Genomic DNA, 25535 nt, shown 5'->3' with positions numbered 1-25535 from the left:
CGGCCTTTCGCCCATAATCCGGGCAATTCCTCCCGTTGCAGAGCGCCCCATGGAGCAATTCCGCAATATCGGCATCATCGGTCGTCTGGGTAGCGCGCAGGTGCTGGATACCATTCGCCGCCTGAAAAAATTCCTCATCGGCCGCCACCTGCATGTGATCCTCGAAGACACCATCGCCGAAGTGTTGCCGGGCCACGGCCTGCAGACCTGCTCGCGCAAGATCCTCGGTGAGGTCTGCGACCTGGTCATCGTGGTCGGTGGCGATGGCAGCATGCTCGGCGCCGCCCGTGCCCTGGCTCGGCACAAGATTCCGGTGCTCGGCATCAACCGTGGCAGCCTGGGCTTTCTCACCGATATCCGCCCGGATGAGCTGGAAGTGAAGGTCGCCGAGGTGCTCGAAGGCAATTTCCTCGAAGAGAGCCGCTTCCTCCTGGAAGCCGAGGTGCGCCGCCACGGCGAAGCCATCGGCCAGGGCGATGCGCTCAACGACGTGGTGCTGCACCCGGGCAAGTCGACCAAGATGATCGAGTTCGAGCTGTATATCGACGGCCAGTTCGTCTGCAGCCAGAAGGCCGACGGCCTGATCATCGCCACCCCGACCGGCTCCACCGCCTATTCGCTGTCCGCCGGCGGGCCGATCATGCACCCCAAGCTGGATGCCATGGTCATCGTGCCGATGTACCCGCACACCCTATCCAGCCGGCCGATCGTGGTCGATGGCAACAGCGAGTTGAAGGTCGTGGTGGCGGATGACCTGCCGATCTACCCGCTGGTTTCCTGCGACGGCCAGAACCACTTCACCTGCGCGCCCGGCGACACCATCACGGTGGCCAAGAAGCCGCACAAGCTGCGCCTGATCCACCCGCTCGGACACAACTACTACGAGGCTTGCCGCACCAAGCTGGGCTGGGGCAGCCGGCTAGGGGGCAACGACTAGATGCTGGATGCGGCGCGCGGCTATGACCTGATTGGCGATGTGCACGGTTGTGCCCATAGCCTGGCGCGCCTGCTCGAACAGCTGGGCTACCTGCGGCATGCCGGCGTCTGGCGTCATCCGCAACGCATGGCGCTGTTCCTCGGTGACCTGATCGACCGTGGCCCGCGTATCCGCGAGACCCTGCACCTGGTCCACGACATGGTCGCCGCGGGCCAGGCGCTGTGCATCATGGGCAACCACGAATACAACGCCCTGGGCTGGTGTACGCCGGCGCTGGAAGGCAGCGGCAAGCAGTTCGTGCGTGAACACACGCCGCGTCACGAGCGCCTGCTGGAGCAGACCCTGCTGCAGTTCGAGGGCCACCCGGCCGACTGGCAGGATTTCCTCGGCTGGTTCTACCAACTGCCGCTGTTTCTCGATGCCGGACGTTTCCGTATGGTGCACGCCTGCTGGGATGCCGGGCTGATTGCCGCCCTGCGCGCCGAACATAGCGATGGCCGCATCGACGAGGCTTTCGTCAAGGCCTCGGGCGTGCCTGGCAGCTTCGCCAACCGGGTGTTCGAACGCCTGCTGCGCGGTACCGACATGCGTTTGCCGCAGGGCCTGACCCTGACCAGCGAAGAAGGCTTCACCCGCGCCTTCTTCCGTACCAAATTCTGGGAAGACAACCCGCAAACCTACGGCGACGTGGTGTTCCAGCCCGATGCCTTGCCCGATGAAGTGGCCCGCACGCCACTGTCGCCGGACGACCGCAACCGCCTGCTGCAATACGGCCTGGATCAGCCGATGTTGTTCGTCGGCCACTACTGGCGGCGTGGCCTGCCGGCGCCGATCCGGCCCAACCTGGCCTGCCTGGACTACAGCGCGGTGATGGCCGGCAAGCTGGTGGCCTATCGCCTGGACCAGGAAACCCGCATCGACCCGGACAAGTTTGTCTGGGTCGAAGTCGAGCCACCGGAGGCGCCACGATGAGCATCGTGGCGGCGCTGCGCCGGCCGCTGGGCGAGGACTTGAGCGGTTTCGTGCGCATGCTGCGCCAGCTCGACGTACCGCACCGGGTCAGTGAGGAGGCGGGCGAGCAGGTGCTGTGGGTGCCGGACGAGCAACTGGCCGAAGATGTGCGCGGGCTGTTCCAGCGCTACCCGCAAGGTGGCGAAGCGCAGACTCAGACAGATCCCGGCCGGCCGCCAGCGTGGCGTGGGGTTGCCCAGCAGCTGCGCGACAGCCCGTTGACCGCACTGGTGCTGCTGTTGGCCCTGCTGGTCGCCGGTTTTACCAGCCTGGGTGAAAACCACGCGATCCTGCACTGGCTGACCTTCCAGGCGTATCGGGTAGCGGGCGATTACGCCTACTTCACGCCCTGGCTGGAGAGCTTGCAGGCCGGGCAGTGGTGGCGCCTGGTCACCCCGATGCTGATCCACTTCGGCTGGCTGCACCTGGCCATGAATGGCATGTGGTACTGGGAGCTGGGCCGGCGCATCGAGGCCCGTCAGGGCAGCTCGATGCTGCTGGGGCTGACGCTGCTGCTCGGCCTGCTGTCCAACCTGGCGCAGTTCTGGTTTGGCGGCGACGGTCTGTTTGGTGGTTTGTCCGGCGTGCTCTACGGCCTGCTGGGCCACTGCTGGATCTTCCAGCTGCTGGCACCAAGTGCCGCCTATCAATTGCCGCGCGGTGTGCTGGTGATGATGCTGATCTGGCTGCTGGTGTGCCTGAGCGGCGCCGTCGATCTGCTGGGTTTTGGCGCCATTGCCAACGCCGCGCATGTCGGCGGCCTGCTCGCCGGCTGTGCCACCGGCCTGCTGGGCGGTGCACTGGCGCGCGCGCGCCGGTAAACTGCCTGCCTGTTCTAGCCTCCTGCTGTTGGAGTTTGCGATGTCCTCGTTTGCCGAAATGATTGAAAACATCACCCCCGATATCTACCAGAGCCTGAAACTGGCGGTGGAAATCGGCAAATGGCCGGACGGCCGCAAGCTGACCCAGGAACAGAAGGAGCTGTCGCTGCAGGCGATGATCGCCTGGGAAGTGCAGAACCTGCCCGAAGAGCAGCGTACCGGCTACATGGGCCCGCAGGAATGCCAGTCCCACGCCGCGCCGATCCCCAATATCCTGTTCAAATCCAACGACACCCTGCACTGAGAGACTGTCCAATGCCTACTGCGCTTGCGCATGCTGCGTTGAAAACAGGTTCGGAATGCTCATTTACCGCTCGTAAACTGCGCTTCCTCACCTGTTTTCGCCTTGCCTGCGTTGCGCTCGCTACGGCCTTGAACAGTCTCTGGAGAATTTGATGAACGAGCTAGGCCGCGGCGCACTGAGCAAGATGACCATACGCTTGGGCGAGACGGCGCAATACGCGTTCCGCCTGGACGAGCAGGAAGTGCCGGTCAACCCGTTGCTGGGCAAGCGCATCCGCCTGGAGTTCCTCGGCGCGATCCACTGCAGCCACTGCGGGCGCAAGACCAAGAAGAGCTTTGCCCAGGGCTACTGCTATCCCTGTTTCACCAAGCTGGCGCAGTGCGACAGCTGCATCATGAGCCCCGAGCGCTGCCACTACGACGCCGGCACCTGCCGCGAGCCGAGCTGGGGCGAGCAGTTCTGCATGACCGACCATGTGGTCTACCTGGCCAACTCCTCGGGGATCAAGGTCGGCATCACCCGTGCCAGTCAGCTGCCCACGCGCTGGCTGGACCAGGGCGCCAGCCAGGCGCTGCCGATCTTCCGCGTGGCCACCCGCCAGCAGTCCGGTTTCGTCGAAGACCTGCTGCGCACCCAGGTGGCGGACAAGACCAACTGGCGCGCCTTGCTCAAGGGCGATGCGGTGCCGGTCGACCTCGCCGGCGTGCGCGAGCAGCTCATGAGTAGTTGTGCCGAAGGTATCGCTGCCCTGCAGCAGCGCTTCGGCCTGCAGGCGATTCAGCCGGTCAGCGATGTCGAGGTGCTGGAAATTCGCTACCCGGTCGATGCCTATCCGAGCAAAGTCGCCAGCCATGATCTGGAAAAGACCCCGGTGGTGGAGGGTATCCTCAAGGGCATCAAGGGCCAGTACCTGATTCTCGACACGGGCGTGATCAACCTGCGCAAATACACGGCCTACCAGGTCGCCGTACTCACCGAATAAGAGGCCACAAGCCGATGCGTACCGAACAGCCGAAAATGATCTACCTAGAGGACTATCAGGCCCCCGACTACCTGATCGACGAGACCCACCTGACTTTCGAGCTGTACGAGGATCACACCCTGGTGCATGCCCAACTGGTGATGCGCCGCAACCCGGCTTGCGCGGCTGATTCCACGGGGGGGCTGCCGCCGCTGGTGCTGGATGGTCAGCAGCTGGAACTGCTGAACCTGGCCCTGGACGACCGCGAGCTGACGGTCGCCGACTACCAGCTGGACGACAGCCACCTGACCCTGCAGCCGACCCAGGAACGCTTCGTCATCGACAGCAGCGTGCGCATCCACCCGGAAAGCAACACCGCGCTGGAAGGCCTCTACAAGTCCAGTGGCATGTTTTGCACCCAGTGTGAGGCCGAGGGCTTTCGCAAGATCACCTATTACCTCGACCGCCCGGACGTGATGAGCAAGTTCACCACGACCGTCAGTGCCGAGCAGCACAGCTACCCAGTGCTGCTCTCCAACGGCAACCCGATTGCCACCGGCAGCGAAGGCGACGGCCGCCATTGGGCGACCTGGGAAGACCCGTTCATGAAACCGGCCTACCTGTTCGCCCTGGTTGCCGGCGACCTCTGGTGCGTGGAAGACCGCTTCACCACCATGAGTGCCCGCGAAGTGACCCTGCGCATCTATGTCGAGCCGGAGAACATCGACAAGGTGCAGCACGCCATGGACAGCCTGAAGAAGTCGATGACGTGGGACGAGCAGGTGTACGGGCGCGAATACGACCTGGACATCTTCATGATCGTCGCGGTCAACGACTTCAACATGGGCGCCATGGAGAACAAGGGCCTCAACATCTTCAATTCCAGCTGCGTACTGGCCCGCGCCGAGACCGCGACCGATGCCGCCCACCAGCGCGTCGAGGCCGTGGTGGCCCACGAATACTTCCACAACTGGTCGGGCAATCGGGTGACCTGCCGCGACTGGTTCCAGCTGTCGCTCAAGGAAGGCTTCACCGTGTTCCGCGACAGCGAGTTCAGCGCCGACATGAACTCGCGCACGGTCAAACGCATCGAGGACGTGGCTTACCTGCGCACCCACCAGTTCGCCGAGGACGCTGGCCCCATGGCCCACCCGGTGCGCCCGGATGCGTACATGGAAATCTCCAACTTCTACACCCTGACCATCTACGAGAAGGGTTCCGAAGTGCTGCGCATGATCCACACCCTGCTGGGCGCGGAGACCTTCCGCAAGGGTTCGGACCTGTACTTCGAGCGTCACGACGGCCAGGCGGTGACCTGCGATGATTTCGTCCAGGCCATGGAAGACGCCAGCGGCGTCGACCTGAGCCAGTTCAAGCGCTGGTACACCCAGGCCGGCACGCCGCGCCTGGAGGTCAGCGAAAGCTACGATGCGGCGGCCAACACTTACCGCCTGCAATTCCGCCAGAGCTGCCCGGCCACGCCGGGGCAAGCCGAGAAGCTGCCGTTCGTGATTCCGGTCGAGCTGGCGCTGCTGGATGCCGAGGGCCGCGAGCTGCCGTTGCAGCTGGTCGGTGAAGACAAGCCGGTCGGCCGTTCCCGCGTGCTGCAGGTGACCCAAGCCGAGCAAGCCTTCACCTTCCTCAATCTCGAAGCGAAGCCGTTGCCATCGCTGCTGCGCGGCTTCAGCGCGCCGGTCAAACTGAGCTTCCCCTACAGCCGCGACCAGCTGATGTTCCTCATGCAGCACGACAGCGACGGTTTCAATCGCTGGGAAGCCGGCCAGCAGCTGTCCGTGCAGGTGCTGCAGGAGCTGATCGGCCAGCATCAGCGTGGCGAGGCGCTGGTGCTCGATCAGCGCCTGGTCAGTGCGCTGCGCAGCGTGCTGGAGAACGCCAGCCTGGATCAGGCCATGGTCGCCGAAATGCTCTCGCTGCCGGGTGAGGGCTACCTCACCGAAATCAGCGAAGTGGCCGATGTCGACGCCATCCACGCCGCCCGCGAGTTTGCTCGCAGCGCGCTGGCCACTGCACTGTTCGAGCCGCTGTGGGCGCGCTACCAGGTCAACCGCGAGCTGTCGCGCAGCACGGCCTATGTCGCCGAGTCGAGCCATTTCGCCCGCCGCAGCCTGCAGAACATTGCCCTGTCCTACCTGATGCTGACCGGTAAGGCCGAAGTGCTGGCGGCCTGCCTGGAGCAGTTCGAAGTCTGCGACAACATGACCGAGCGCCTTGCTGCCCTGGCCGTGCTGGTCAACTCGCCATTCACCAGTGAGCGCGACGCGGCGCTGCAGAGCTTCGCCGAGCACTTCAAGGACAACGCCCTGGTCATGGACCAGTGGTTCAGCGTGCAGGCCGCCAGTACCTTGCCGGGTGGCCTGGTGCGGGTGCAGGCGCTGATGCAGCACCCGGCCTTCACCATGAAGAACCCGAACAAGGTGCGTGCGCTGATCGGTGCCTTCGCCGGGCAGAACCTGATCAACTTCCATGCGGCCGACGGCAGCGGTTATCGCTTCCTCGCCGACCAGGTGATCAGCCTGAACGCCTCGAACCCGCAGATCGCTTCGCGTCAGCTGGGTCCGCTGACGCGCTGGCGCAAGTACGACGCCTCGCGCCAGGCGCTGATGAAGGCTGAACTGGAGCGCATCCTGGTTTCTGGCGAGCTGTCCAGTGATGTCTTCGAGGTGGTCAGCAAGAGCCTCGCCTGATGCTTTTTGCGCCCCTTTCCTGCCAGCAGGGAAGGGGCGCAAAGAGTGTTACCTAGCGCTTGCTTGGTAGCGTTATTTGTTACCGCTTGGCGCCACTCTGTTTCCTTTCCGCCTGATCAGTTTTATCCCCTCTGAAGCCCGGTTTTACTGGCTTTCCTTCGCCTTAAAAAGCCCTCGATTACTCAAGGTTCGATTGCGCCAAACGCACGGGCGAATCGGGACAAAGGCGTCTGATTTTTTCGTTGTGATCATTTTTTGATCGGCTTTTTCGGGGTTTCTGCAGCCTTCGCCATGGCCGGAAAAAACACCGAGGGTCTCGGCGCTTCTGGTATCGATCTTGTATTGGCTATGCCGCTTGTCTGCACGCACAGCGCTTATCGCGCGCCAGCTGCAGGCGTCATCTGCCCATAACAAGAACAACACACCATTGGAGCCGAAGATGGATATGCCTTTGCGCAAATCTTCACTGAGCCTGGCGCCCGCCAGTGCGGGTTTTGCCCTGGCGGGACTCTTACCCTTGCTGTTGGCAGTGCCGGCGCAGGCCGTCGAATTCAGTGTTGCCGACGACCAAGTCACCGGTTCGCTGGACACCACGCTGTCCTATGGTCAGCTGTACCGGGTGCAAGGCCAGGACAAGAGCAACGACGACACCAACGGCAACGACGGTAACCGCAACTTCGATACCGGCCTGGTTTCCGAGGTGTTCAAGATCACCTCCGAGCTGGAAGCCAACTACCAGAACTACGGTCTGTTTGTGCGTGGCACGGCGTTCTATGACACGCAGATCATGGACAAGCGCAACGACAACGACGACTACCGGCCCAGCCAGGGTTACCCGAACAACAACCACTTCACCGACGAGACCCGGCACAAGGCCGGGCGCGATGCGCAGATTCTCGATGCCTATGTGTATGGCAACTGGGATGTGGGTGATATGCCACTGACCGTCAAGGTCGGCAGCCAGGTGTTCAACTGGGGCGAGGGCATCTTCTATCGCGGCGGGATCAACACCACCAACCCGGTGGATGCGGCCAAGTTCCGCCTGCCGGGGGCGGAGCTGAAAGAAGTGCTGGTGCCGGTCGAGGCCTTCAACTTCAACATCGGCCTGACCGACAACCTGTCCCTGGAATCCTTCTACCAGTGGAACTGGAAGGAGAGTGCGATCGACCCGGTCGGCACCTACTTCTCCGAGACCGATCTGTTCGCCGCGGGCGGCAACACCGCCTACACCGTGTATGAGAACCCGCTGGTCGGTACGGTGATGTCCGCTTACCAGGCAGAGACCGCTTCCGGCCTGGTGGGCAACGGACCATTCGGGCCGAATGCCTATCTGGATCCAAATACCAGTACGTTCAAAGTGGCTAATGTCGGCGGCGACATCAACGCCAAGAATGACGGCCAGTACGGTTTCGCCCTGCGCTATGTGGCCGAGGAGCTGAACCTCACCGAGTTCGGTCTGTACTACATCAATTACCACTCCAAGGAGCCGCAGATCGCGGTGGACATGGGCCGCTATCAGGGCGTCGACATGGCTGCCCTGGGTTCCGCACAGGGACCTTTCGCCCCGGCGGTCGCCACCCTCGACGCGGCCAGCAATGCCATCGCCCGCCGCGAATACGTGGAAGATATCCGCGTCTACGGCTTCAGCTTCAATACCACCATCGGCGAAGCGTCGGTGTTTGGTGAGCTGGCTTATCGACCCAACCTGCCGGTCGGCATCAGTGCCACCAACGACCTGCTGGGTGATCTGCTGGTGCAGGGGTTTGGCATCACCCCGGTTGCAACCGATATCTATGATGCCAGCGTGCCGGATGACCAGGCCTGTGCCGCCATCTCCGGCAAGCAGCTGTGCCGCAGCCCGGTCTTCCATAACTACGAGCGGGTCGAGGCCTACAACGCTTCGCTGGGCACCATCTACAACTTCGGCGCGGGGCTCAGCTTCGACTCGCTGTTCGGCGTGGCCGAGCTGGCCTCCGAGCATGTCCGTGCCAGCAGCCTGAGCTACACCGCCTATGACGGCTCCCAGCGCGGTTTCGCCGGGCGGCCCAATGGTGCCTACGTGTCCGGTTACGCCGACGGCGATCAGATCAGCCGAGATGCCTATGGCTACACCATGGCCCTGTACGGCACCTGGAACGACGTCTATGCCGGGGTCAACCTGTCACCCTTCGCCGTGTTCAAGCACAACTTCCAGGGCAACTCGCACCAGACCGGCAACTTCGTCGAAGGGGCCATGGCCTACACGGTCGGCGTGAGCGCCAGTTACCTCAACAGCCTGGAAGCGGAACTGCAGTACACCGAGTTCTACGGCGGCGGGCAGAACAACAGTGGGCGTGACCGCGACAACGTCGGGATCAACGTCAAGTATTCCTTCTAACCCCTTTGCGGCGGTCAGGCTCTACCGGCCTGGCCGCTGGCACGCTAACGGAGAATTGAAATGTTGAAGACACGCTCGCTGATCGGCGCGGCGGTGGCCCTGGCCCTGTATGCAGGCGGGGCGCTGGCTGCAGTCGCGCCGCAGGATATTGCCAAGCTGGGTTCCAGCCTGACGCCCTTCGGGGCAGAGAAGGCCGGCAACGCCGCCGGCACCATTCCCGAATGGACCGGTGGCATAACCCAGGCCCCGGCTGGCTATGCGGGCAAGGGCAAGCACCATGTCGATCCGTTCCCGGATGATCAGCCGCTGTTCACCATCACCAAGGCCAATCTGGAGCAGTACAAGGATCAGCTGACGGCAGGGCAGATCGCCCTGTTCAACAGCTATCCGGACAGCTTCCAGATGCCGATCTATCCGACCCGGCGTTCCGGCTCGGCGCCGCAGTGGGTGTACGACAACAGCATCAAGAATGCCGCCACGGCCAAGCTGCTGGATGGCGGCAACGGTTTTGCCGATGCCTACGGTGGCATTCCCTTCCCGATTCCGCAGAGCGGCGTCGAGGCGCTGTGGAACCATATCGTGCGCTATCGCGGCAGCTATATCGTGCGCCGCTCGGCGGAAGTGGCGGTGCAGCGCAATGGCGCCTATTCGCCGGTGGTTTCGGAACAGGAGGCGCTGTTCCGCTACTACGACCCGAAAAGTTCCTACGCCGACCTGAACAACATCCTGTTCTACTACCTGTCCTTCACCAAGAGCCCGGCGCGCCTGGCCGGTGGTGCGGCGCTGGTCCACGAGACCCTCGATCAGGTCAAGGAACAGCGCCAGGCCTGGGCCTACAGCGCCGGTCAGCGCCGTGTGCGGCGTGCGCCGAACCTGGCCTACGACACGCCGATCGCCGCCTCCGAGGGGCTGCGTACCGCCGATGACACCGACATGTTCAACGGTGCGCCGGATCGCTATGACTGGAAGTTGCTGGGCAAGAAGGAAATCTACATTCCCTACAACAACTACAAGATCTCCAGCCCGGAGGTGAAATACAGCGACGTGCTGCAGGTCGGTCACGTCAATCCGGCGCTGACGCGCAACGAGCTGCACCGGGTCTGGGTGGTCGAGGGCACGCTGAAGTCCGGTGCGCGGCACATCTACTCGAAACGCACCCTGTACCTCGACGAGGACAGCTGGCAGGCCGCGGTGGTCGACCAGTACGACGGGCGCAATGAGCTGTGGCGGGTGTCGATCGCCTACCTGAAGAACTACTACGACCTGCCCACTACCTGGTCGGCGATGGAGGCCTACCACGACCTGCAGGGGCGCCGTTACCACGTGCAGAACCTCGACAGCGAGGAGCCGGGCACCGTCGATTTCTTCCAGAAAGTCCCCGAGGACAGTCAGTTCACGCCTTCCGCCCTGCGTCGTCGCGGTACCCGCTGAGTTTTTCCTGCACCCCGGCGCAGGCCTAGCCTGCGCCGCGCACCAGTGCTACTCCGGCCGCTCGCTCGAGCGGCCATTTGCGACACGGTCTGCGACCGTGTCGACTTTTTTCCGTCTGACCTTTCGGCCTGTTTCCGACTTTCTAGTCGCTGTCTTCACGCGTGCGCTGCTCGGCGCTTTTGCCGCTGCCAATCTGCTTAACTGCGCCGCGGTCGAGCTGGCAGGTTGCTAGGGTCTGTTGCCGTTTCGTTCACGGCCGCGACGGAGCCCGTTTTTGCGCGGAGCTAGGCGCGAGACGCGAGGTTTGGTCGTCCAAATGAGCCGTCGAGTAACGACGTTCCGCGCAAAAACGGGCCCGTCCCTGCGGGTTGCGCGCAAAATCGCGCCATGCGTCGTTGCGGGACTTGCTAAGGGAATGACCATTGCCTGCGTCCCACGCCTAGCCTGGCGCGATTTTGCGCAGCAACGCGGCTCGCGAACGAAACGGCAACAGACCCTAATTCGCCACTGAGTAATCACCGGCAATGCCCTGTACCATGCGCGCGCCCGGTAGCGCGGCAGGTTTTCCGGAGCGTATGGGGTTTTCCGCCGCAGCCTGGGGTGATGTGTAGATGCGGCTGGCTTAGCTGGCCTGAACGAAGGGAGCAACGGAATGTTGAAAGGAATTTTCGCGGCAGGCTTGCTGGTGTGCCTGTCGAATGCCATGGCGGCCGTATCGCCGCAGGAAGCGGGCAAGCTGGGGGTCAGTTTGACGCCGCTGGGTGGCGAGAAGGCGGCGAATGCCGCAGGAACCATCCCCGCCTGGAGTGGTGGCATTACGCAGCCGCCGGCCGGTTACGCCGGGGCCGGGCAGCACCATGTCGATCCGTTTGCGGACGATAAACCGCTGTTCACCATCACCCAGGCCAATCTGGAGCAGTACAAGGGCAACCTGACCGCGGGCCAGATCGCCCTGTTCAAGGCCTATCCGGACAGCTTCCAGATTCCGGTCTACCCGAGCCGCCGCACGGCCTCGGCACCGCAGTGGGTGTATGACAACACGCGCAAGAACGCCAGCGAAGCCACCCTGCTGAAAGACGGCAACGGCTTCTCCGGCGCGTACGGCGGCATTCCCTTCCCGATTGCCCAGAGTGGCGTCGAAGCGCTGTGGAATCATATCGCGCGTTATCGCGGCACCTATGCGGTGCGCCAGTCCTCGGATGCCAGCGTGCAGCGCAACGGCAGCTATGGCCTGGTTACCGTGCGCCAGGAAGCGCTGTTCAACTACTACCAACCAGGTGGTTCGGCGGCCGATCTGGACAATCTGCTGTTCTACTACATGGCGGAGACCAAGAGTCCGGCGCGTCTGGCCGGCGGTGCGCTGCTGGTGCACGAAACCCTTGATCAGGTCACCCAGGCGCGTCAGGCCTGGGCCTATGCCGCTGGCCAGCGGCGCGTGCGGCGGGCGCCTAACGTGGCGTATGACACCCCGCTGGGCACCGCGGACAACCTGATGACCGCAGACGACAAGGATATGTTCAACGGCTCGCCGGATCGCTACGACTGGCAGTTGCTGGGCAAGCGCGAGATCTACATTCCTTACAACAACTACCTGCTGTCCAGCCCGCAGGTGAAGTACGAGCAGCTGATCAAGCCGGGTCATCTCAATCCGCAGTACACCCGTTATGAGCTGCACCGGGTTTGGGTGGTCGAGGGCAAACTGAAGGCGGGCGCCCGCCATGTGTATGGCAAACGCACCCTGTACCTCGACGAGGACAGCTGGCAGGCCGCCGCCGTCGACCAGTACGACAGCCGCGGCGAGCTGTGGCGCGTCTCGCTGGCCTATCTGAAGAACTACTACGAGCTGCCGACCACCTGGTCGGCGCTGGATGTGTTCCATGATCTGCAATCCGGGCGCTATTACGTGCAGAACCTGGATAACGAAGAGCGCGGCACCAGTGACTTCAGTCAGCCCACGCCGCAAGCCAGTCACTTCTCGGTAGCAACGCTGCGGCGTCTCGGTACACGTTAAAAGTCCAGTTGCAGGCAAAAGGCCGCTACAGTTGTAGCGGCCTTTGTCATATAAGCTGCAGAACTGCGCAGAGGCGCGGGGCAGGCCGCTTAACAAAACATAACGTCACGCCGATTGTCAGATTTTTCCAAAGCCGTATAGCATGCGGGGTCTGCCAATAAGGCATGCACCCACCTATAAGAATAAAGGGGGAAGTTTTATGCGTGAGCCCGCTCTGCGGCCCACCCGCTCCGGCAACCTGCACTCCGTTCAGGTTTCCAACCGTCTTCTATCTCCGCTGGCAAAGGCTTTGTCTTTGCTCGGTGTCGTCTCTGCCCTGGCGCTGACTGCACCCATGCAAGCCGTCGCAGCGGAAGCTTCGGCGGTATTCGCCATCGAATCCTCCAAGGCTGTCAGCAGCCTGCTGCTGGACATTGCCCATGCCGGCAAGCGTCTGGTGGCGGTAGGTGATCGTGGCCATATCCTGTTTTCCGACGACTCCGGACGCAACTGGGTGCAGGCCCGTGTGCCGTCGCGGCAGATGCTCACCGGCGTGTTCTTTGTCGATGACAAGAAAGGCTGGGCCGTCGGTCACGATGCGCAGATCCTCGCCACCACTGACGGTGGTGCCAACTGGACCCTGCAGCACGAAGACCTCGAACGTGAAGCCCCGTTGCTGGATATCTGGTTCCAGGATGAGAACCGTGGCTATGCCGTGGGTGCCTATGGCGCGTTGCTGGAAACCAGCGATGCCGGCAAGACCTGGAACGATGTCAGCGATCGCCTGGACAACGAAGACGGCTATCACCTGAACGGCATTGCCGCCGTCAAGGATGCCGGCCTGTTCGTGGTGGGCGAGCAGGGCAGCATGTTCCGCTCTGCCGACTGGGGGCAGACCTGGGAGCGCGTGACGGGCCCGTATGAAGGTTCGCTGTTTGGCGCGCAAGGCACGACCAGCTCGAACACCCTGCTGGTCTATGGCCTGCGTGGCAATCTGTTCCGCTCGGTCGACTTCGGTAACACCTGGCAAGCCCTGCAGCTGCGCTCCGATTCCGGCGTGCTGGAATTCGGTCTGGCTGGCAGCAGCCTGCTCAAGGATGGCTCCGTGGTCATCGTCGGGCATGGTGGCAGCGTGCTGAAGAGCACGGACTCCGGGCGCAGCTTCTCCGTGGTCAATCGTTCCGACCGTGCCTCGCTGGCCGGCGTGACGGATGATGCGGCAGGCAACTTGGTCCTCGTCGGTCAAGGTGGCGCGCTGCTCGCGACAGAGAATGGCGCCACTGCGGGCCAACAACAATAAGCCGGGCTTTTTAGGGTATGAGTACGATGAGTAACCATCACCAGGACAAGGCAACCTTTCTGGAACGCCTGATTTTCAACAACCGGCCGATAGTGATCACCCTCTGTCTGCTGGTGACCGCGCTTCTGCTCTGGCAGGCCTCGATGATTCGTCCCTCGACCAGTTTCGAGAAGATGATTCCGCTGGATCACCCCTTCATCCAGAAGATGATGGAACACCGCAACGACCTGGCCAACCTCGGTAATACCGTGCGTATTTCCGTGGAAGCCAAGGACGGTGACATCTTCAGCAAGGAATACATGGAGACGCTCAAGCAGATCCATGACGAGGTGTTCTACATCTCGGGCGTCGATCGTTCCGGCTTGAAGTCGCTGTGGAGTCCCAGCGTGCGCTGGACCGAAGTGACCGAAGAGGGCTTCGATGGCGGTGAAGTGATCCCGCAGACCTACGACGGCTCGCCGCAGAGCCTGGAAGAGCTGCGTGGCAACGTGCTCAAGTCCGGTCAGGTCGGTCGCCTGGTGGCGAACAACTTCAAGTCCAGCATCGTCGATGTGCCGCTGCTAGAGTCCTACCCGAACCCGGAAAACCAGAGCGAGCTGCTCAAGCTCGACTATCGCCAGTTCTCCCACGAGCTGGAAGACAAGATCCGCACCAAGTTCCAGGCGCAGAACCCCAATGTGCAGATCCACATTGTCGGCTTTGCCAAGAAGGTCGGTGACCTGATCGATGGTCTGATCATGGTGGTGGCGTTCTTCGGTATCGCCCTGGTCATCACCCTGGTGCTGCTGTACTGGTTCAGCTGGTGTATCCGTTCCACTATCTCGGTGGTCTCGACCACGCTGATCGCGGTGATCTGGCAGCTGGGCCTGATGCATCTGGTCGGCTTCGGTCTCGACCCCTACTCGATGCTGGTGCCGTTCCTGATCTTCGCCATCGGTATTTCCCACGGCGTGCAGAAGATCAACGGTATCGCCCTGCAGTCGAGTGATGCCGATAACGCCCTGACCGCCGCACGCCGCACTTTCCGTCAGCTGTTCCTGCCGGGGATGATTGCCATCCTGGTGGACGCCGTCGGCTTCATCACCCTGCTGGTGATCGATATCGGGGTGATCCGCGAGCTGGCCATTGGCGCTTCCATCGGTGTCGGCGTGATCGTCTTCACCAACCTGATCCTGCTGCCGGTAGCGATTTCCTACATCGGTATCAGCAAGAAGGCGGTCGAGCGCAGCAAGAAGGACGCCTGCCGCGAGCATCCGTTCTGGCGCCTGCTGTCCAACTTCGCCCATCCGGTGGTGGCGCCGATCTCGGTCGTCATCGCGCTGACGGCGGGCATTGGTGGCTTCTGGTACCAGAAGGCCAACCTGCAGATCGGTGACCTCGATCAGGGTGCGCCGGAACTGCGTCCGGACTCGCGCTACAACCAGGACAACAACTTCATCATCAGCAACTATTCGACCAGTTCCGACGTACTGGTGGTGATGGTCAAGACGCCGAACGAAGGCTGCTCGACCCACGACACCCTGGCGCCGATGGATGAGCTGATGTGGCGTATGGAGAACACCGAGGGCGTGCAGTCGGCCATCTCCATGGTCAGCGTGTCCAAGCAGGTGATCAAGGGCATGAACGAGGGCAACCTGAAATGGGAAACCCTGTCGCGCAACCCGGACGTCCTGAACAACTCCATCGCCCGTGCCGATGGCCTGTACAACGCCGATTGCTCGCTGGCGCCGGTGCTGGTGTTCCTCAACGACCACAAGGCGGAAACCCTCAAGCGCGCCGTGGGCGTGGCCCAGGAGTTCGCCAAGGAGCACAACAAGGACGGCCTGGAATTCCTCCTGGCTGCAGGTAACGCCGGCATCGAGGCCGCGACCAACGAGGTCATCGCCAAGTCCGAGCTGATCATTCTGGTGCTGGTGTACATCTGCGTGGCGGTGATGTGTCTGATCACCTTCCGCTCGTTTGGCGCCATGCTGTGCATCATCCTGCCGCTGATCCTCACCTCCATCCTGGGTAACGCCCTGATGGCCTGGCTGGGTATCGGCGTGAAGGTGGCGACCCTGCCGGTGATCGCGCTGGGTGTGGGTATTGGTGTCGACTACGGCATCTACATCTACAGCCGTCTGGAGAGTTTCCTGCGTGCCGGCATGACCCTGCAGGAAGCCTACTACCAGACCCTGAAGTCTACTGGTAAGGCCGTGCTGTTCACCGGTCTGTGCCTGGCCATCGGTGTGGTGACCTGGATCTTCTCGGCGATCAAGTTCCAGGCCGACATGGGTCTGATGCTGACCTTCATGCTGCTGTGGAACATGTTCGGTGCCCTGTGGCTGCTGCCAGCCCTGGCGCGCTTCCTGATCAAGCCGGAGAAACTGGCCGGCAAGGTCGGTGGTTCGCTGTTCGCCCACTGATAGTTGACGCGTAATGACAAAGGGCTCCTTCGGGGGCCCTTTTTCTTTGCTTGACTGAATGGCCTGTCGATTGGCCGGGCAGGCAACCGACTAGTTGGTGGTTGCAGCCATTTTCGGTTGCGGCGCAGCGCAATCAGGAGGCAGGTCATGGCGCATATTCAGCGGATCACCCCTTGTCTGTGGTTCGACAGCCAGGCCGAGGAGGCCGCGGCTTTCTATACCGGGATATTTCCTGACTCGAGAATTACCCAGGTCAGTCGCTATGGTGAGGCGGGCTTCGAGTTTCATGGTCGGCCGGCGGGCAGTGCCATGACGGTGGCCTTCGAGCTCGCGGGGCAGGGTTTTACCGCGCTCAATGGTGGTCCGGCATTCACCTTCAGCGAAGCTATCTCGCTGCAGGTCATGTGCGACAGCCAGGCGGAGGTCGATCACTACTGGGAGCGGCTTGGAGCGGGTGGGGCCAAGCAAGCGCAGCAGTGTGGCTGGCTGCGCGATAGCTATGGGTTGGCCTGGCAAGTCGTGCCGCGGATATTGCCGCAGATGCTCTGTGCGGCGGATGCAGCCGCCGCGCAGCGCGCCATGCAGACCATGCTGCAGATGCAGAAGCTGGATATCGCGGAGCTGCAGCGGGCCTTTGCCGGTTGAACGTGCAAGATCTGCGGGCATAAAAAAGCCGCCTTGCGGCGGCTCTTTCATTACGGCTCGAATTACATGTTGGGGTAGTTCGGGCCGCCAGTGCCTTCCGGAGCCACCCAATTGATGTTCTGGGCCGGGTCCTTGATGTCACAGGTCTTGCAGTGCACGCAGTTCTGCGCGTTGATCTGGAACTTCTTCTCGCCGTCTTCCTGAGTGACGATTTCGTACACGCCAGCCGGGCAGTAGCGCTGCGCCGGTTCGTCGTACAGCGGCAGGTTCTTGCTCAGCGGAATGCTGGCGTCGGTCAGTTTCAGGTGGCAAGGCTGCTCTTCCTCGTGGTTGGTGTTGGAGAGGAACACCGAGGACAGTTTGTCGAAGCTCAGCTTGCCGTCCGGCTTCGGATAGTCGATACGCTTCGATTCTGCAGCGGGCTTCAGGCAGGCGTAGTCCGGCTTGGTGTCGTGCAGGGTGAAGGGGATCTTGCCACCGAAGATGTTCTGGTCCAGCCAGTTGATGCCACCACCGATCAGCGGGCCGAACTTGTGCAGTGCCGGGCCAAAGTTACGGCTGCGGAACAGCTCGTCGTACAGCCAGCTGGCTTTGAAGCCATCGACGTAACCATTGAGCAGGTCGCCGCCCTGACCGTCGGCCAGCAGCACGTCGGCTACCGCCTCGGCAGCCAGCATGCCGGACTTCATGGCAGTGTGGCTGCCTTTGATCTTGGCGAAGTTCAGGGTGCCGAGATCGCAACCGATCAGGGCGCCGCCCGGGAAGATCATCTTCGGCAGCGAGTTCAGGCCGCCTTTGCAGATGGCGCGCGCGCCGTAGGCCACGCGCTTGCCGCCTTCCAGGTACTGCTTGATCACCGGGTGGTGCTTGTAGCGCTGGAACTCGTCGAACGGCGAGAGGAACGGGTTGCCGTAGGACAGGTCGACGATCAGACCGACCACCACCTGGTTGTTTTCCAGGTGATAGAGGAAGGAGCCACCGGTGTTCTCGGTGCCGACCACGTCCAGCGGCCAACCGGCGGTGTGCACCACCAGGCCCTGCTCGTGCTTGGCCGGGTCGATGTCCCAGATTTCCTTGATGCCGATGCCGTAGTGCTGGGCGTCGGCTTCGCTGTCCAGGTTGAATTTCTTGATCAGCTGCTTGCCGATATGGCCGCGGCAGCCTTCGGCGAACAGGGTGTACTTGCCACGCAGTTCCATGCCGGGGGTGTAGTAGCCTTCCTTCGGATGGCCTTCGCGGTCGACACCCAGGTCACCGGTGACGATGCCGCGCACCACGCCATTCTCGTCGATCAGCGCTTCCTGGGCGGCGAAGCCCGGGTAGATCTCGACGCCCAGGGCTTCGGCCTGCTGGGCCAGCCAGCGACACAGGTTGCCCAGGGAGATGATGTAGTTGCCCTCGTTGTGCATGGTTTTCGGCACGAACAGATCGGGGACTTTGATCGCGCCTTCGGCGCTTTTCAGCATGTAGATGTCGTCGCGCTTGACCGGCGTGTTCAGCGGGGCGCCGAGCTCCTGCCAGTTGGGGAACAGCTCGTTCAGCGCGCGCGGCTCGAACACCGCGCCCGAGAGGATGTGAGCGCCGACTTCGGAACCCTTCTCGACCACGCAGACGCTGATCTCTTTGCCGGCGTCGGCGGCCTTCTGCTTCAGTCGGCAGGCGGCGGACAGACCGGACGGGCCGGCACCGACGATGACGACGTCGAATTCCATAAATTCGCGTTCCACAGAAATCTCCTACTCAAGGCTCTTCGGTGTTATTGATTTTGCTTTGGGGCTAGGCTTTCTCTGGCCTGCGCGTGGGCATTATATCTACAGCCTCGGACACGTCCAATACAAACGTTTGTTTGAATTTTGTTAAACCCCGGCCGGACAAGGCTTGGCGGCGGATGGAAGGGCGGTTTTTCGTGTTGACCGAAAAAGGCGTTGCGGTCAAGATACGGGCGGTTTTGCGTTCGCCGTATGGGCTGATCGTCGGTTCCGGCCGACCTGCATCACCGGCCAGGCTCGACTTGGCGACATTCTTATTCACCGGAGAGTAACGAGGAATCCATGAAGGTTCTTGTAGCTGTCAAACGAGTGGTCGACTACAACGTAAAAGTTCGCGTCAAAGCGGACAACTCCGGCGTCGACCTCGCCAACGTCAAGATGTCGATGAACCCCTTCTGCGAAATCGCAGTGGAAGAAGCCGTGCGCCTGAAAGAAAAGGGTGTTGCGAGCGAAATCGTCGTCGTCACCATCGGCCCGAACACCGCTCAGGAGCAGCTGCGTACCGCTCTGGCTCTGGGTGCTGACCGTGCCATTCTGGTCGAGTCCAACGACGAGCTGAACTCTCTGGCCGTGGCCAAACTGCTGAAAGCCGTGGTTGATAAAGAGCAGCCGCAGCTGGTCATCATGGGCAAGCAGGCCATCGACAGCGACAACAACCAGACCGGCCAGATGCTGGGCGCCCTGACCGGTTACGGCCAAGGCACCTTCGCTTCGAAAGTCGAGGTTGCTGGTGACAAGGTCAATGTGACTCGCGAAATCGACGGCGGTCTGCAGACCGTTGCGCTGAATCTGCCGGCAATCGTCACTACTGACCTGCGCCTGAACGAACCGCGCTACGCGTCGCTGCCGAACATCATGAAAGCCAAGAAGAAGCCGCTGGACGTGGTTACCCCGGACGCCCTGGGTGTTTCCACCGCTTCCACCGTCAAGACCCTGAAAGTCGAAGCGCCTGCTGCCCGCAGCGCTGGCATCAAGGTCAAGTCCGTGGCTGAACTGGTCGAGAAACTGAAGAACGAGGCGAAGGTAATCTAAATGACTATCCTGGTTATCGCTGAACACACCAATGCTGCCCTGGCACCTGCCACGCTGAACACCGTTGCCGCTGCCGCGAAAATCGGTGGCGACATCCACGTTCTGGTTGCTGGCGCTGCTTGCGGCGCTGCTGCTGAAGCTGCCGCCAAGATCGCTGGCGTAGCCAAGGTTCTGGTTGCCGACAACGCTGCCTACGCGCATCAGCTGCCGGAAAACGTTGCGCCGCTGGTTGCCGAACTGGGCAAGGGCTACAGCCACATCCTGGCTGCTGCCACCAGCAACGGCAAGAACGTGCTGCCGCGCGTTGCTGCCCAGCTGGACGTCGATCAGATCTCCGAGATCATCGCCGTTGAAAGCGCTGACACCTTCAAGCGTCCGATCTATGCCGGTAACGCCATCGCTACCGTGCAGTCCTCGGCTGCCGTGAAAGTGATCACCGTGCGTTCCACCGGTTTCGACCCGGTTGCCGCCGAAGACGGTTCCGCTGCTGTTGAAGCAGTGAGCGGTGCGGCTGACGCTGGCAAATCTGCCTTCGTTGGCGAAGAACTGGCCAAGTCCGATCGTCCGGAACTGACCGCTGCCAAGATCGTCGTTTCCGGCGGCCGTGGCATGCAGAACGGTGACAACTTCAAGCACCTGTACGCCCTGGCCGACAAGCTGGGCGCTGCTGTGGGTGCCTCGCGCGCTGCGGTCGACGCCGGTTTCGTACCGAACGACATGCAGGTTGGTCAGACCGGCAAGATCGTCGCACCGCAGCTGTACATCGCGGTCGGCATCTCCGGTGCCATCCAGCACCTGGCGGGCATGAAGGACTCCAAAGTGATCGTCGCGATCAACAAGGACGAAGAAGCCCCGATCTTCCAGGTGGCTGACTACGGCCTGGTCGCTGACCTGTTCGAAGCCGTACCGGAACTGGAAAAACTGGTGTAAGCCAGCTTCCCGCTCCCACAAAAAACCCGCTCAATGAGCGGGTTTTTTGTTGCCTGCGCTTAGAACCTGTCCACGATCTCCTGACTGTCGGCCATCCTGCGTTAAAAATGGCCTCGGAATGCTCATTTACAGATCGTAAACTCCGCTTCCTCGGCCATTTTTGCCTTGTCTGACTCTAATCCAGAAGATCGTGAACAGGCTCTTAGTAGCGCTTGCTCTCGAGGAAGGCCTGATAGTGCCCAGCCGTTTCTTCGGGGCGTTCGATCATTGGCGCATGGCCGCAATCCTTCATGATCACCACGCTGGGTTGACGCAGCAGGGGCTTCATCACCTCGATGCTGGACACGTCCAGTACACGATCCTGCTCACCCCAGAGCAGCAGGGTTGGGGCTGAGATCTTCGGTAGTTCCGGCTCCAGCGGGACATAGCGCTCACGCAGTTGCGCGAAGATTCGGTCGTAGTGCTCCTGATTGGCCATGGACTGCTCGGCGAAGTGGCGCTTCAGCGAGTCGGGCAGAGGCGGTGGACTGACGAAGACGAAATTCATCAGCGTCTCGAAATCCTCGGCCTTGCGTACCACCAGCGGGTTGGGTTCGCCGCGCTCGATGCGTTCGAACATCTCGCTTTGCTTCGGCGAGGTCACGCCGGCGTTGTCCAGCAGCGCCAGGGTCACAACCTGTTTAGGGTGGCGCGCAGCGTAGAGCGCAGCAATATGCCCGCCCATGGAGTTGCCGATCAGGTGGGCTTGCTCGATATGCAGGGCCTTGAGAAAGGCCTGCAGGCGCTCGGCCTGAGAGCCGACGTCATAGTTGGCATCCTGCTTGCTGCTTTCACCGAAGCCGGGCAGGTCGAGGGCGATAACGTGATAGCGGTCGGTGAAGTGACGGGCGAAGCGCAGCCAGTTGTCGCGGTTGGCGCCGAAACCATGGATCATCACGATGGTCTCACCATCTGCCGGGCCACCCTCGTAGTAGGTGATCTGCCCGTTATCAACCTGGACTTGTTTGGACGAGAGACCGGCCAGCCCGCGTTCGACCAGCTGCACGCTGCCAATCAGTGCGCTGGGTGATAGGTAAAGCGCCCCGGCGCCAGCGGCCAGCAGTAAAATGAGACCGAATAGGAGTTTTTTCATGGCGAATCCTTATCGCTAATAATTATTTAGGCTGGCTTTACGCTAGCATTAATACGCTTCCGGGCTGTCAGATATGACGCATGCCTCTTTGAACATCAAGCCGGGACATTGCCCATGCGCGCTCCGTCGTTTGTTACGTCTTCGCTGCTTCTGCTGAGTCTGCTGGCCCCGATGCTGGGCGTGGCAGCAGGCAAGTGCGAGCGCCTGGTAGCGACAGGTAATCCGGAGTACCCGCCTTACCTCTGGCGTGACCCGCAGAACCCCCAGAAGCTGATCGGCGCCAATGCCGATCTGTTACAGCAGATCGGCGAGCAGATCGGCGTCGAGATCGAGGTCATGCACACCGGTCCCTGGTCCCGCGCCCAGGATGAAGTGCGCACCGGTCGCGTCGATCTGTTGGCCGGCGCTTTCCTCACCTTGCCACGCCTGGAAAGCATGGATTACGTGCATCCGGCTTTCTATATCACGCCGAGCATGATCTGGGTGCGCAAGGGGCACGAGTTTCCTTACAGCGGCTGGGAGGACCTGCGCGGTCGCGTTGGCGGGACCCTGGTCAACAACAGTTTTGGCCAGCAGTTCGATGCCTTCGCCAAGGCCAACCTGACCCTGGAGAGCGTGCCCAGCCTGACCCAGGCCTTCCAGAAACTGCTGCTCGGGCGCACCGAATACGTGCTCTACGAGCGCTACCCCGGAGTGGCGTTGGCCAATACCCTCGGCCTGATGGAAGACCTACAGGCGCTGGAACCCCCAATTTCCAGTGAGGGCCTGTTCCTTACCCTGTCGCACAACTCCGCCTGCAACGATCCCTGGCTGCGCGGACAGTTGGCGAAAAAAATGACAGAATTGACCGCCACCGGGCTGCCGGAAACCTTGTTGCAACGCAATCTTGAGCGTTGGAAAAGCCAGCAGCTGCAGCCCGCCAGTGTCCCGCCGAGTGAGTAGGAAACGTTCAGTGAACAAGCAAATTGCAAGCGCCGCCCTGGCCTCGCTGCTTCTGGTCGGTTGTGCCAACGACCCTGCACCGACCACCCAGATGGGGCTCACCGTCAAGGCTGTGGAACAGGCCCGGGCGGTAGGTGCCGATGAGCAGATAGTCGAAATGCAGCTGGCCGAGAAGAAACTCGCCCGAGCGGAAAAGAACATGGGCGAGGAAGATTTCAAGCGCGCCCGGGTGTTCGCCGAACAGGCCGAACTGGATGCGCGCCTGGCCGAGGCCAAGGTGCTGACGCAGAAGAGTCAGGCGCAGCTGGATGAGTTGAATACCCGCATCACGCGTCTGCGCAAGCAACTGGGAGATCAGCAGTGACTCGTAATCATGGCCTGGCCAGCGTGTTGCTGTCCCTGACCCTGCTCGGTGGCTGTGCCAGCCAGGAAAGCGTCGAAGCGTTGACTGCCGCCGAAGCGAGCTTCCAGAAGGTCAAGGAAAACCCGGACGTCCTGCGCAGCGCGCCGAAGGATGTGATCCGCGCCGGCGAATCCCTGGCGCGGGCGCAGCGCCTGTCCAGCTACTGGGGCAGCAACGATGACGTGCTGCACTACGCCTATCTCAGCCAGCGCTATAGCGCTATCGCCAGCCAGCACAGCGAGCTGAGCCTGAACCAGGAGCGTGCAGTCAAGCTGGAGCTGGAGCGTCAGCGCCTGCAGCTGGCCCTGCGCGAAGCCAAGCTGCTCAGCCTGCAGCAACACGGGCAGTGGTTCGATGAGCAGATGGCCAACAATCTGGCGGCCACCGAGACCGATCGTGGTCTGGTGATGACCCTGGGCGATGTCCTGTTCGATGCCGGGCGTGCTGAGCTCAAGGCGTCGGCCAACCGTACGGTGCTCAAGCTGGTGCAGTTCCTCCAGCTCAACCCGCGGCGCATTGTGCGCATCGAGGGTTACACCGACGGGCGTGGCGATGCCAAGGAGAACCTTGAATTGTCCCGTGCCCGCGCGCAGGCCGTAGCCGATGTCCTGGTTGACCTGGGCATCGACAGCCAGCGCATCAGCGTGAAGGGTTTTGGCGAGGCTTATCCGGTCGCGGATAACGCCTCCAGTCGCGGTCGTGCGCAGAATCGTCGGGTAGAAATCGTCTTTTCCGATGAGACCGGGCAGCTGCAACCCGGTCGCTGAGCCAAGCAAGACTCGAAACAACCCCGGTAGCCGCGAGGCACCGGGGTTTTTTCTGTCTGCGAGATGCCTATGGTTGTACTGGCGGGAGTAGGGTAGCGGCACAGTTGGCCGGGCAAAACAGGCTGATCTGTGCTGTACGGTCGAGAAAACCGACAACTGTACCCATCGATATTGCTCATGTTCGGCTACTGTTCTGGTGCAGGGGCTCAGTGAGTGTTCGCCATGACCAGTTTGTTGCTTTACCAACGCATCGCCCAACAGCTCGCCGAGGATATCCGCCGCGGCGTCTACCAGCCCGGCGAGCGGGTGCCATCGGTACGCAAGATGAGCTCGCAGCTCAGCGTCAGCCACGCCACCGTGTTGCAGGCCTACGCCAATCTGGAAGACCAGGGGCTGATCCGTGCCCGTCCGCAATCCGGCTTCTACGTGCACCAGAGTGCCGCGCTGACGGCCTCGACGCCGGATATCGCGCGGGTCGAGCTGCCGAGTCTGGTCACCCGCAGCAGCATCATCAGCCAGGTGCTCACCGACTCGCGCCAGGACGGCGTGTTCCCCCTGGGTGCCGCCGTGCCGCATGTCGATTACCTGCCGGCACGGGCGCTGCACCAGCAACTGGCCAAGGTCACCCGTTTCCACAGTCCGCGTGCCTTCAGCTACATGTTCAGCCCCGGTTTTGAGCCGCTGCGGCGCCAGGTGGCGATCCGCATGCGCGATGCCGGGGTGGTGGTCGATCCGTCGGAAGTGGTGATCACCCATGGTTGCGTGGATGCCATCCACATGGCCCTGCGCGTGCTGACCAAGCCCGGCGACCTGATTGCCGCCGAGTCACCGACCTACTACGGCCTGCTGCAACTGGCCGAGTTGCTCGGTCTCAAGGTCATCGAGATTCCCTGCGACCCGACTACCGGGATGAGCCTGGAAGCCCTGCAGCTGGCGGCCAACCAGTGGCCGATCAAGGCCCTGGTGCTGACTTCGCGACTGAGCAACCCCATGGGCGGCAGCATGCCCGAGGAGCGCCAGAAGCAGCTGCTCAAGTTCACCGGCGACTACGGCATCCAGGTGGTCGAGGACGATATCTACGGCGAGCTGCTGTTCGAGCCCGGCCGGATCAAGGCGCTCAAGGCCTACGATCGCGAGGATCAGGTGGTGTACTGCTCGAGCTTCTCCAAGACCATCTCGCCGGGCGTGCGCATCGGCTGGATCATCGCCGGGCGTCACCAGGACGAGATCGCGCGCCTGCAGACCTTCAGCACCCACTCGGCCTGCAGCGTCACCCAGATGGGCGTGGCCGCCTACCTGGAGAATGGCGGCTATGACCGTCACCTGCGCCATATCCGCCAGGAGTACCGCAAGAACATGACCGCCTACCAGTTGGCGGTGCAGCAGTACTTCCCGGAAGGCACGCAGATGACCCGTCCGCATGGTGGCTTCATCCTCTGGGTCAGCCTGCCCGGGCGGGTCAGCGCCAAGGAACTGCATGTGCGGGCCTTGCAGCAGGGTATCAGCGTGGCGCCGGGGCTGATCTTCAGCAACACCGAGCAGTTCAACAACTGCCTGCGCCTGACCTGCGGCGTGCCGTGGAATCGCGAGGCCGAGCGGGCCATGATGACCCTTGGCATGCTGGCCGGGCAGCTGTGCCAGGAGGCCGGGGTGCTGCACTGAGAGATTGATTG

The 25535-nt window shown here is 62.1% G+C and carries 20 protein-coding genes; 18 read left to right on the top strand and 2 right to left on the bottom strand.

Going from position 1 to position 25535, the window contains the following annotated elements; all coding sequences use genetic code 11:
- The first annotated feature begins 49 nt into the window (after nucleotides 1-49).
- From HNE05_RS12530 to HNE05_RS12475, 12 genes are all read left to right on the top strand, one after another.
- Nucleotides 50-937 carry an NAD(+) kinase gene (locus HNE05_RS12530; RefSeq protein WP_173207695.1) on the top strand — a complete coding sequence of 296 codons (888 nt, stop codon included), beginning with the start codon at nucleotides 50-52 and terminating at the stop codon, nucleotides 935-937.
- A complete protein-coding gene (locus HNE05_RS12525) occupies nucleotides 938-1909 on the top strand; it encodes a metallophosphoesterase (RefSeq protein ID WP_173207692.1) in 972 nt (323 codons plus the stop codon). It begins immediately after the preceding gene.
- The gene (locus tag HNE05_RS12520) at nucleotides 1906-2769 is read left to right on the top strand and encodes a rhomboid family intramembrane serine protease (protein ID WP_173207689.1); all 864 of its coding nucleotides are present in this window, start codon (nucleotides 1906-1908) and stop codon (nucleotides 2767-2769) included. Before HNE05_RS12525 ends, HNE05_RS12520 begins: the two co-directional genes overlap by 4 nt.
- Before the next feature lie 40 nt (nucleotides 2770-2809).
- Entirely contained in the window at nucleotides 2810-3073 is a 264-nt protein-coding gene (locus HNE05_RS12515) for a YeaC family protein (RefSeq protein WP_173207686.1), read from the top strand.
- A gap of 151 nt (nucleotides 3074-3224) precedes the next feature.
- Nucleotides 3225-4055: a DUF2797 domain-containing protein gene (locus tag HNE05_RS12510; protein ID WP_173207683.1), complete on the top strand. Its 831-nt coding sequence runs from the start codon at nucleotides 3225-3227 to the stop codon at nucleotides 4053-4055.
- Between the two features lie 14 nt (nucleotides 4056-4069).
- Nucleotides 4070-6739 (top strand): aminopeptidase N, encoded by a 2670-nt coding sequence (gene pepN / locus HNE05_RS12505; RefSeq protein WP_173207680.1) that lies wholly within the window; start codon nucleotides 4070-4072, stop codon nucleotides 6737-6739.
- A 439-nt stretch (nucleotides 6740-7178) separates the two neighbouring features.
- Nucleotides 7179-9116 (top strand): DUF1302 domain-containing protein, encoded by a 1938-nt coding sequence (locus HNE05_RS12500; RefSeq protein WP_173207677.1) that lies wholly within the window; start codon nucleotides 7179-7181, stop codon nucleotides 9114-9116.
- A gap of 60 nt (nucleotides 9117-9176) precedes the next feature.
- The gene (locus tag HNE05_RS12495; RefSeq protein WP_173207673.1) at nucleotides 9177-10547 is read left to right on the top strand and encodes a DUF1329 domain-containing protein; all 1371 of its coding nucleotides are present in this window, start codon (nucleotides 9177-9179) and stop codon (nucleotides 10545-10547) included.
- A gap of 652 nt (nucleotides 10548-11199) precedes the next feature.
- Nucleotides 11200-12558, top strand: coding sequence for a DUF1329 domain-containing protein (locus HNE05_RS12490; protein ID WP_173207670.1), 1359 nt, complete (start codon nucleotides 11200-11202; stop codon nucleotides 12556-12558).
- A 199-nt stretch (nucleotides 12559-12757) separates the two neighbouring features.
- Nucleotides 12758-13837, top strand: a complete 1080-nt coding sequence (locus HNE05_RS12485) for a WD40/YVTN/BNR-like repeat-containing protein (protein ID WP_173207668.1) — start codon at nucleotides 12758-12760, stop codon at nucleotides 13835-13837.
- 26 nt (nucleotides 13838-13863) lie between these two features.
- Complete coding sequence (locus HNE05_RS12480) at nucleotides 13864-16242, top strand: efflux RND transporter permease subunit (RefSeq protein ID WP_420826965.1); 2379 nt, start codon at nucleotides 13864-13866, stop codon at nucleotides 16240-16242.
- A gap of 147 nt (nucleotides 16243-16389) precedes the next feature.
- The gene (locus HNE05_RS12475) at nucleotides 16390-16887 is read left to right on the top strand and encodes a VOC family protein (RefSeq protein WP_173207662.1); all 498 of its coding nucleotides are present in this window, start codon (nucleotides 16390-16392) and stop codon (nucleotides 16885-16887) included.
- 62 nt (nucleotides 16888-16949) lie between these two features.
- On the opposite strand, the gene HNE05_RS12470 is transcribed toward HNE05_RS12475, so the two are convergent.
- Nucleotides 16950-18614: an electron transfer flavoprotein-ubiquinone oxidoreductase gene (locus HNE05_RS12470; RefSeq protein WP_173207659.1), complete on the bottom strand. Its 1665-nt coding sequence runs from the start codon at nucleotides 18612-18614 to the stop codon at nucleotides 16950-16952.
- A gap of 324 nt (nucleotides 18615-18938) precedes the next feature.
- Between HNE05_RS12470 and HNE05_RS12465 the strand changes: the two genes are divergently transcribed.
- Nucleotides 18939-19688 (top strand): electron transfer flavoprotein subunit beta/FixA family protein, encoded by a 750-nt coding sequence (locus tag HNE05_RS12465; RefSeq protein WP_173207656.1) that lies wholly within the window; start codon nucleotides 18939-18941, stop codon nucleotides 19686-19688.
- Nucleotides 19689-20618 (top strand): electron transfer flavoprotein subunit alpha/FixB family protein, encoded by a 930-nt coding sequence (locus HNE05_RS12460; protein WP_173207653.1) that lies wholly within the window; start codon nucleotides 19689-19691, stop codon nucleotides 20616-20618.
- A gap of 202 nt (nucleotides 20619-20820) precedes the next feature.
- Here the strand turns inward: HNE05_RS12460 and HNE05_RS12455 are convergent, their stop codons facing one another.
- On the bottom strand, nucleotides 20821-21750 hold the full coding sequence (locus HNE05_RS12455) for an alpha/beta fold hydrolase (RefSeq protein ID WP_173207650.1): 930 nt from the start codon (nucleotides 21748-21750) through the stop codon (nucleotides 20821-20823).
- Between the two features lie 114 nt (nucleotides 21751-21864).
- On the opposite strand from HNE05_RS12455, the gene HNE05_RS12450 reads away from it, so the two are divergent.
- The 4 genes from HNE05_RS12450 (at nucleotide 21865) to HNE05_RS12435 (ending at nucleotide 25524) form a co-directional block, all read left to right on the top strand.
- The gene (locus HNE05_RS12450) at nucleotides 21865-22692 is read left to right on the top strand and encodes a substrate-binding periplasmic protein (RefSeq protein WP_173207646.1); all 828 of its coding nucleotides are present in this window, start codon (nucleotides 21865-21867) and stop codon (nucleotides 22690-22692) included.
- A 91-nt stretch (nucleotides 22693-22783) separates the two neighbouring features.
- On the top strand, nucleotides 22784-23056 hold the full coding sequence (locus tag HNE05_RS12445; RefSeq protein ID WP_173211667.1) for a DUF4398 domain-containing protein: 273 nt from the start codon (nucleotides 22784-22786) through the stop codon (nucleotides 23054-23056).
- A complete protein-coding gene (locus HNE05_RS12440) occupies nucleotides 23053-23862 on the top strand; it encodes an OmpA family protein (protein ID WP_173207643.1) in 810 nt (269 codons plus the stop codon). The genes HNE05_RS12445 and HNE05_RS12440 overlap by 4 nt, the downstream gene beginning before the upstream one ends.
- Before the next feature lie 222 nt (nucleotides 23863-24084).
- Nucleotides 24085-25524, top strand: coding sequence for an aminotransferase-like domain-containing protein (locus HNE05_RS12435; protein WP_173207640.1), 1440 nt, complete (start codon nucleotides 24085-24087; stop codon nucleotides 25522-25524).
- Nucleotides 25525-25535: the final 11 nt, after the last annotated feature.

This window comes from Pseudomonas campi, assembly GCF_013200955.2.
Taxonomy (GTDB): Bacteria; Pseudomonadota; Gammaproteobacteria; order Pseudomonadales; family Pseudomonadaceae; genus Aquipseudomonas; species Aquipseudomonas campi.
Note: the sequence above shows the minus strand (reverse complement) of the source record. Positions and strands in the feature narration are given on the sequence as shown.

What these genes read in the sequence shown, in the direction of transcription:
- HNE05_RS12530 (WP_173207695.1), top strand. Translation starts at nt 50, where the DNA reads ATGGAGCAATTCCGCAATATCGGCATCATCGGTCGTCTGGGTAGCGCG.
- HNE05_RS12525 (WP_173207692.1), top strand. Translation starts at nt 938, where the DNA reads ATGCTGGATGCGGCGCGCGGCTATGACCTGATTGGCGATGTGCACGGT.
- HNE05_RS12520 (WP_173207689.1), top strand. Translation starts at nt 1,906, where the DNA reads ATGAGCATCGTGGCGGCGCTGCGCCGGCCGCTGGGCGAGGACTTGAGC.
- HNE05_RS12515 (WP_173207686.1), top strand. Translation starts at nt 2,810, where the DNA reads ATGTCCTCGTTTGCCGAAATGATTGAAAACATCACCCCCGATATCTAC.
- HNE05_RS12510 (WP_173207683.1), top strand. Translation starts at nt 3,225, where the DNA reads ATGAACGAGCTAGGCCGCGGCGCACTGAGCAAGATGACCATACGCTTG.
- pepN (WP_173207680.1), top strand. Translation starts at nt 4,070, where the DNA reads ATGCGTACCGAACAGCCGAAAATGATCTACCTAGAGGACTATCAGGCC.
- HNE05_RS12500 (WP_173207677.1), top strand. Translation starts at nt 7,179, where the DNA reads ATGGATATGCCTTTGCGCAAATCTTCACTGAGCCTGGCGCCCGCCAGT.
- HNE05_RS12495 (WP_173207673.1), top strand. Translation starts at nt 9,177, where the DNA reads ATGTTGAAGACACGCTCGCTGATCGGCGCGGCGGTGGCCCTGGCCCTG.
- HNE05_RS12490 (WP_173207670.1), top strand. Translation starts at nt 11,200, where the DNA reads ATGTTGAAAGGAATTTTCGCGGCAGGCTTGCTGGTGTGCCTGTCGAAT.
- HNE05_RS12485 (WP_173207668.1), top strand. Translation starts at nt 12,758, where the DNA reads ATGCGTGAGCCCGCTCTGCGGCCCACCCGCTCCGGCAACCTGCACTCC.
- HNE05_RS12480 (WP_420826965.1), top strand. Translation starts at nt 13,864, where the DNA reads ATGAGTAACCATCACCAGGACAAGGCAACCTTTCTGGAACGCCTGATT.
- HNE05_RS12475 (WP_173207662.1), top strand. Translation starts at nt 16,390, where the DNA reads ATGGCGCATATTCAGCGGATCACCCCTTGTCTGTGGTTCGACAGCCAG.
- HNE05_RS12465 (WP_173207656.1), top strand. Translation starts at nt 18,939, where the DNA reads ATGAAGGTTCTTGTAGCTGTCAAACGAGTGGTCGACTACAACGTAAAA.
- HNE05_RS12460 (WP_173207653.1), top strand. Translation starts at nt 19,689, where the DNA reads ATGACTATCCTGGTTATCGCTGAACACACCAATGCTGCCCTGGCACCT.
- HNE05_RS12455 (WP_173207650.1), bottom strand. Translation starts at nt 21,750, where the DNA reads ATGAAAAAACTCCTATTCGGTCTCATTTTACTGCTGGCCGCTGGCGCC.
- HNE05_RS12450 (WP_173207646.1), top strand. Translation starts at nt 21,865, where the DNA reads ATGCGCGCTCCGTCGTTTGTTACGTCTTCGCTGCTTCTGCTGAGTCTG.
- HNE05_RS12445 (WP_173211667.1), top strand. Translation starts at nt 22,784, where the DNA reads ATGGGGCTCACCGTCAAGGCTGTGGAACAGGCCCGGGCGGTAGGTGCC.
- HNE05_RS12435 (WP_173207640.1), top strand. Translation starts at nt 24,085, where the DNA reads ATGACCAGTTTGTTGCTTTACCAACGCATCGCCCAACAGCTCGCCGAG.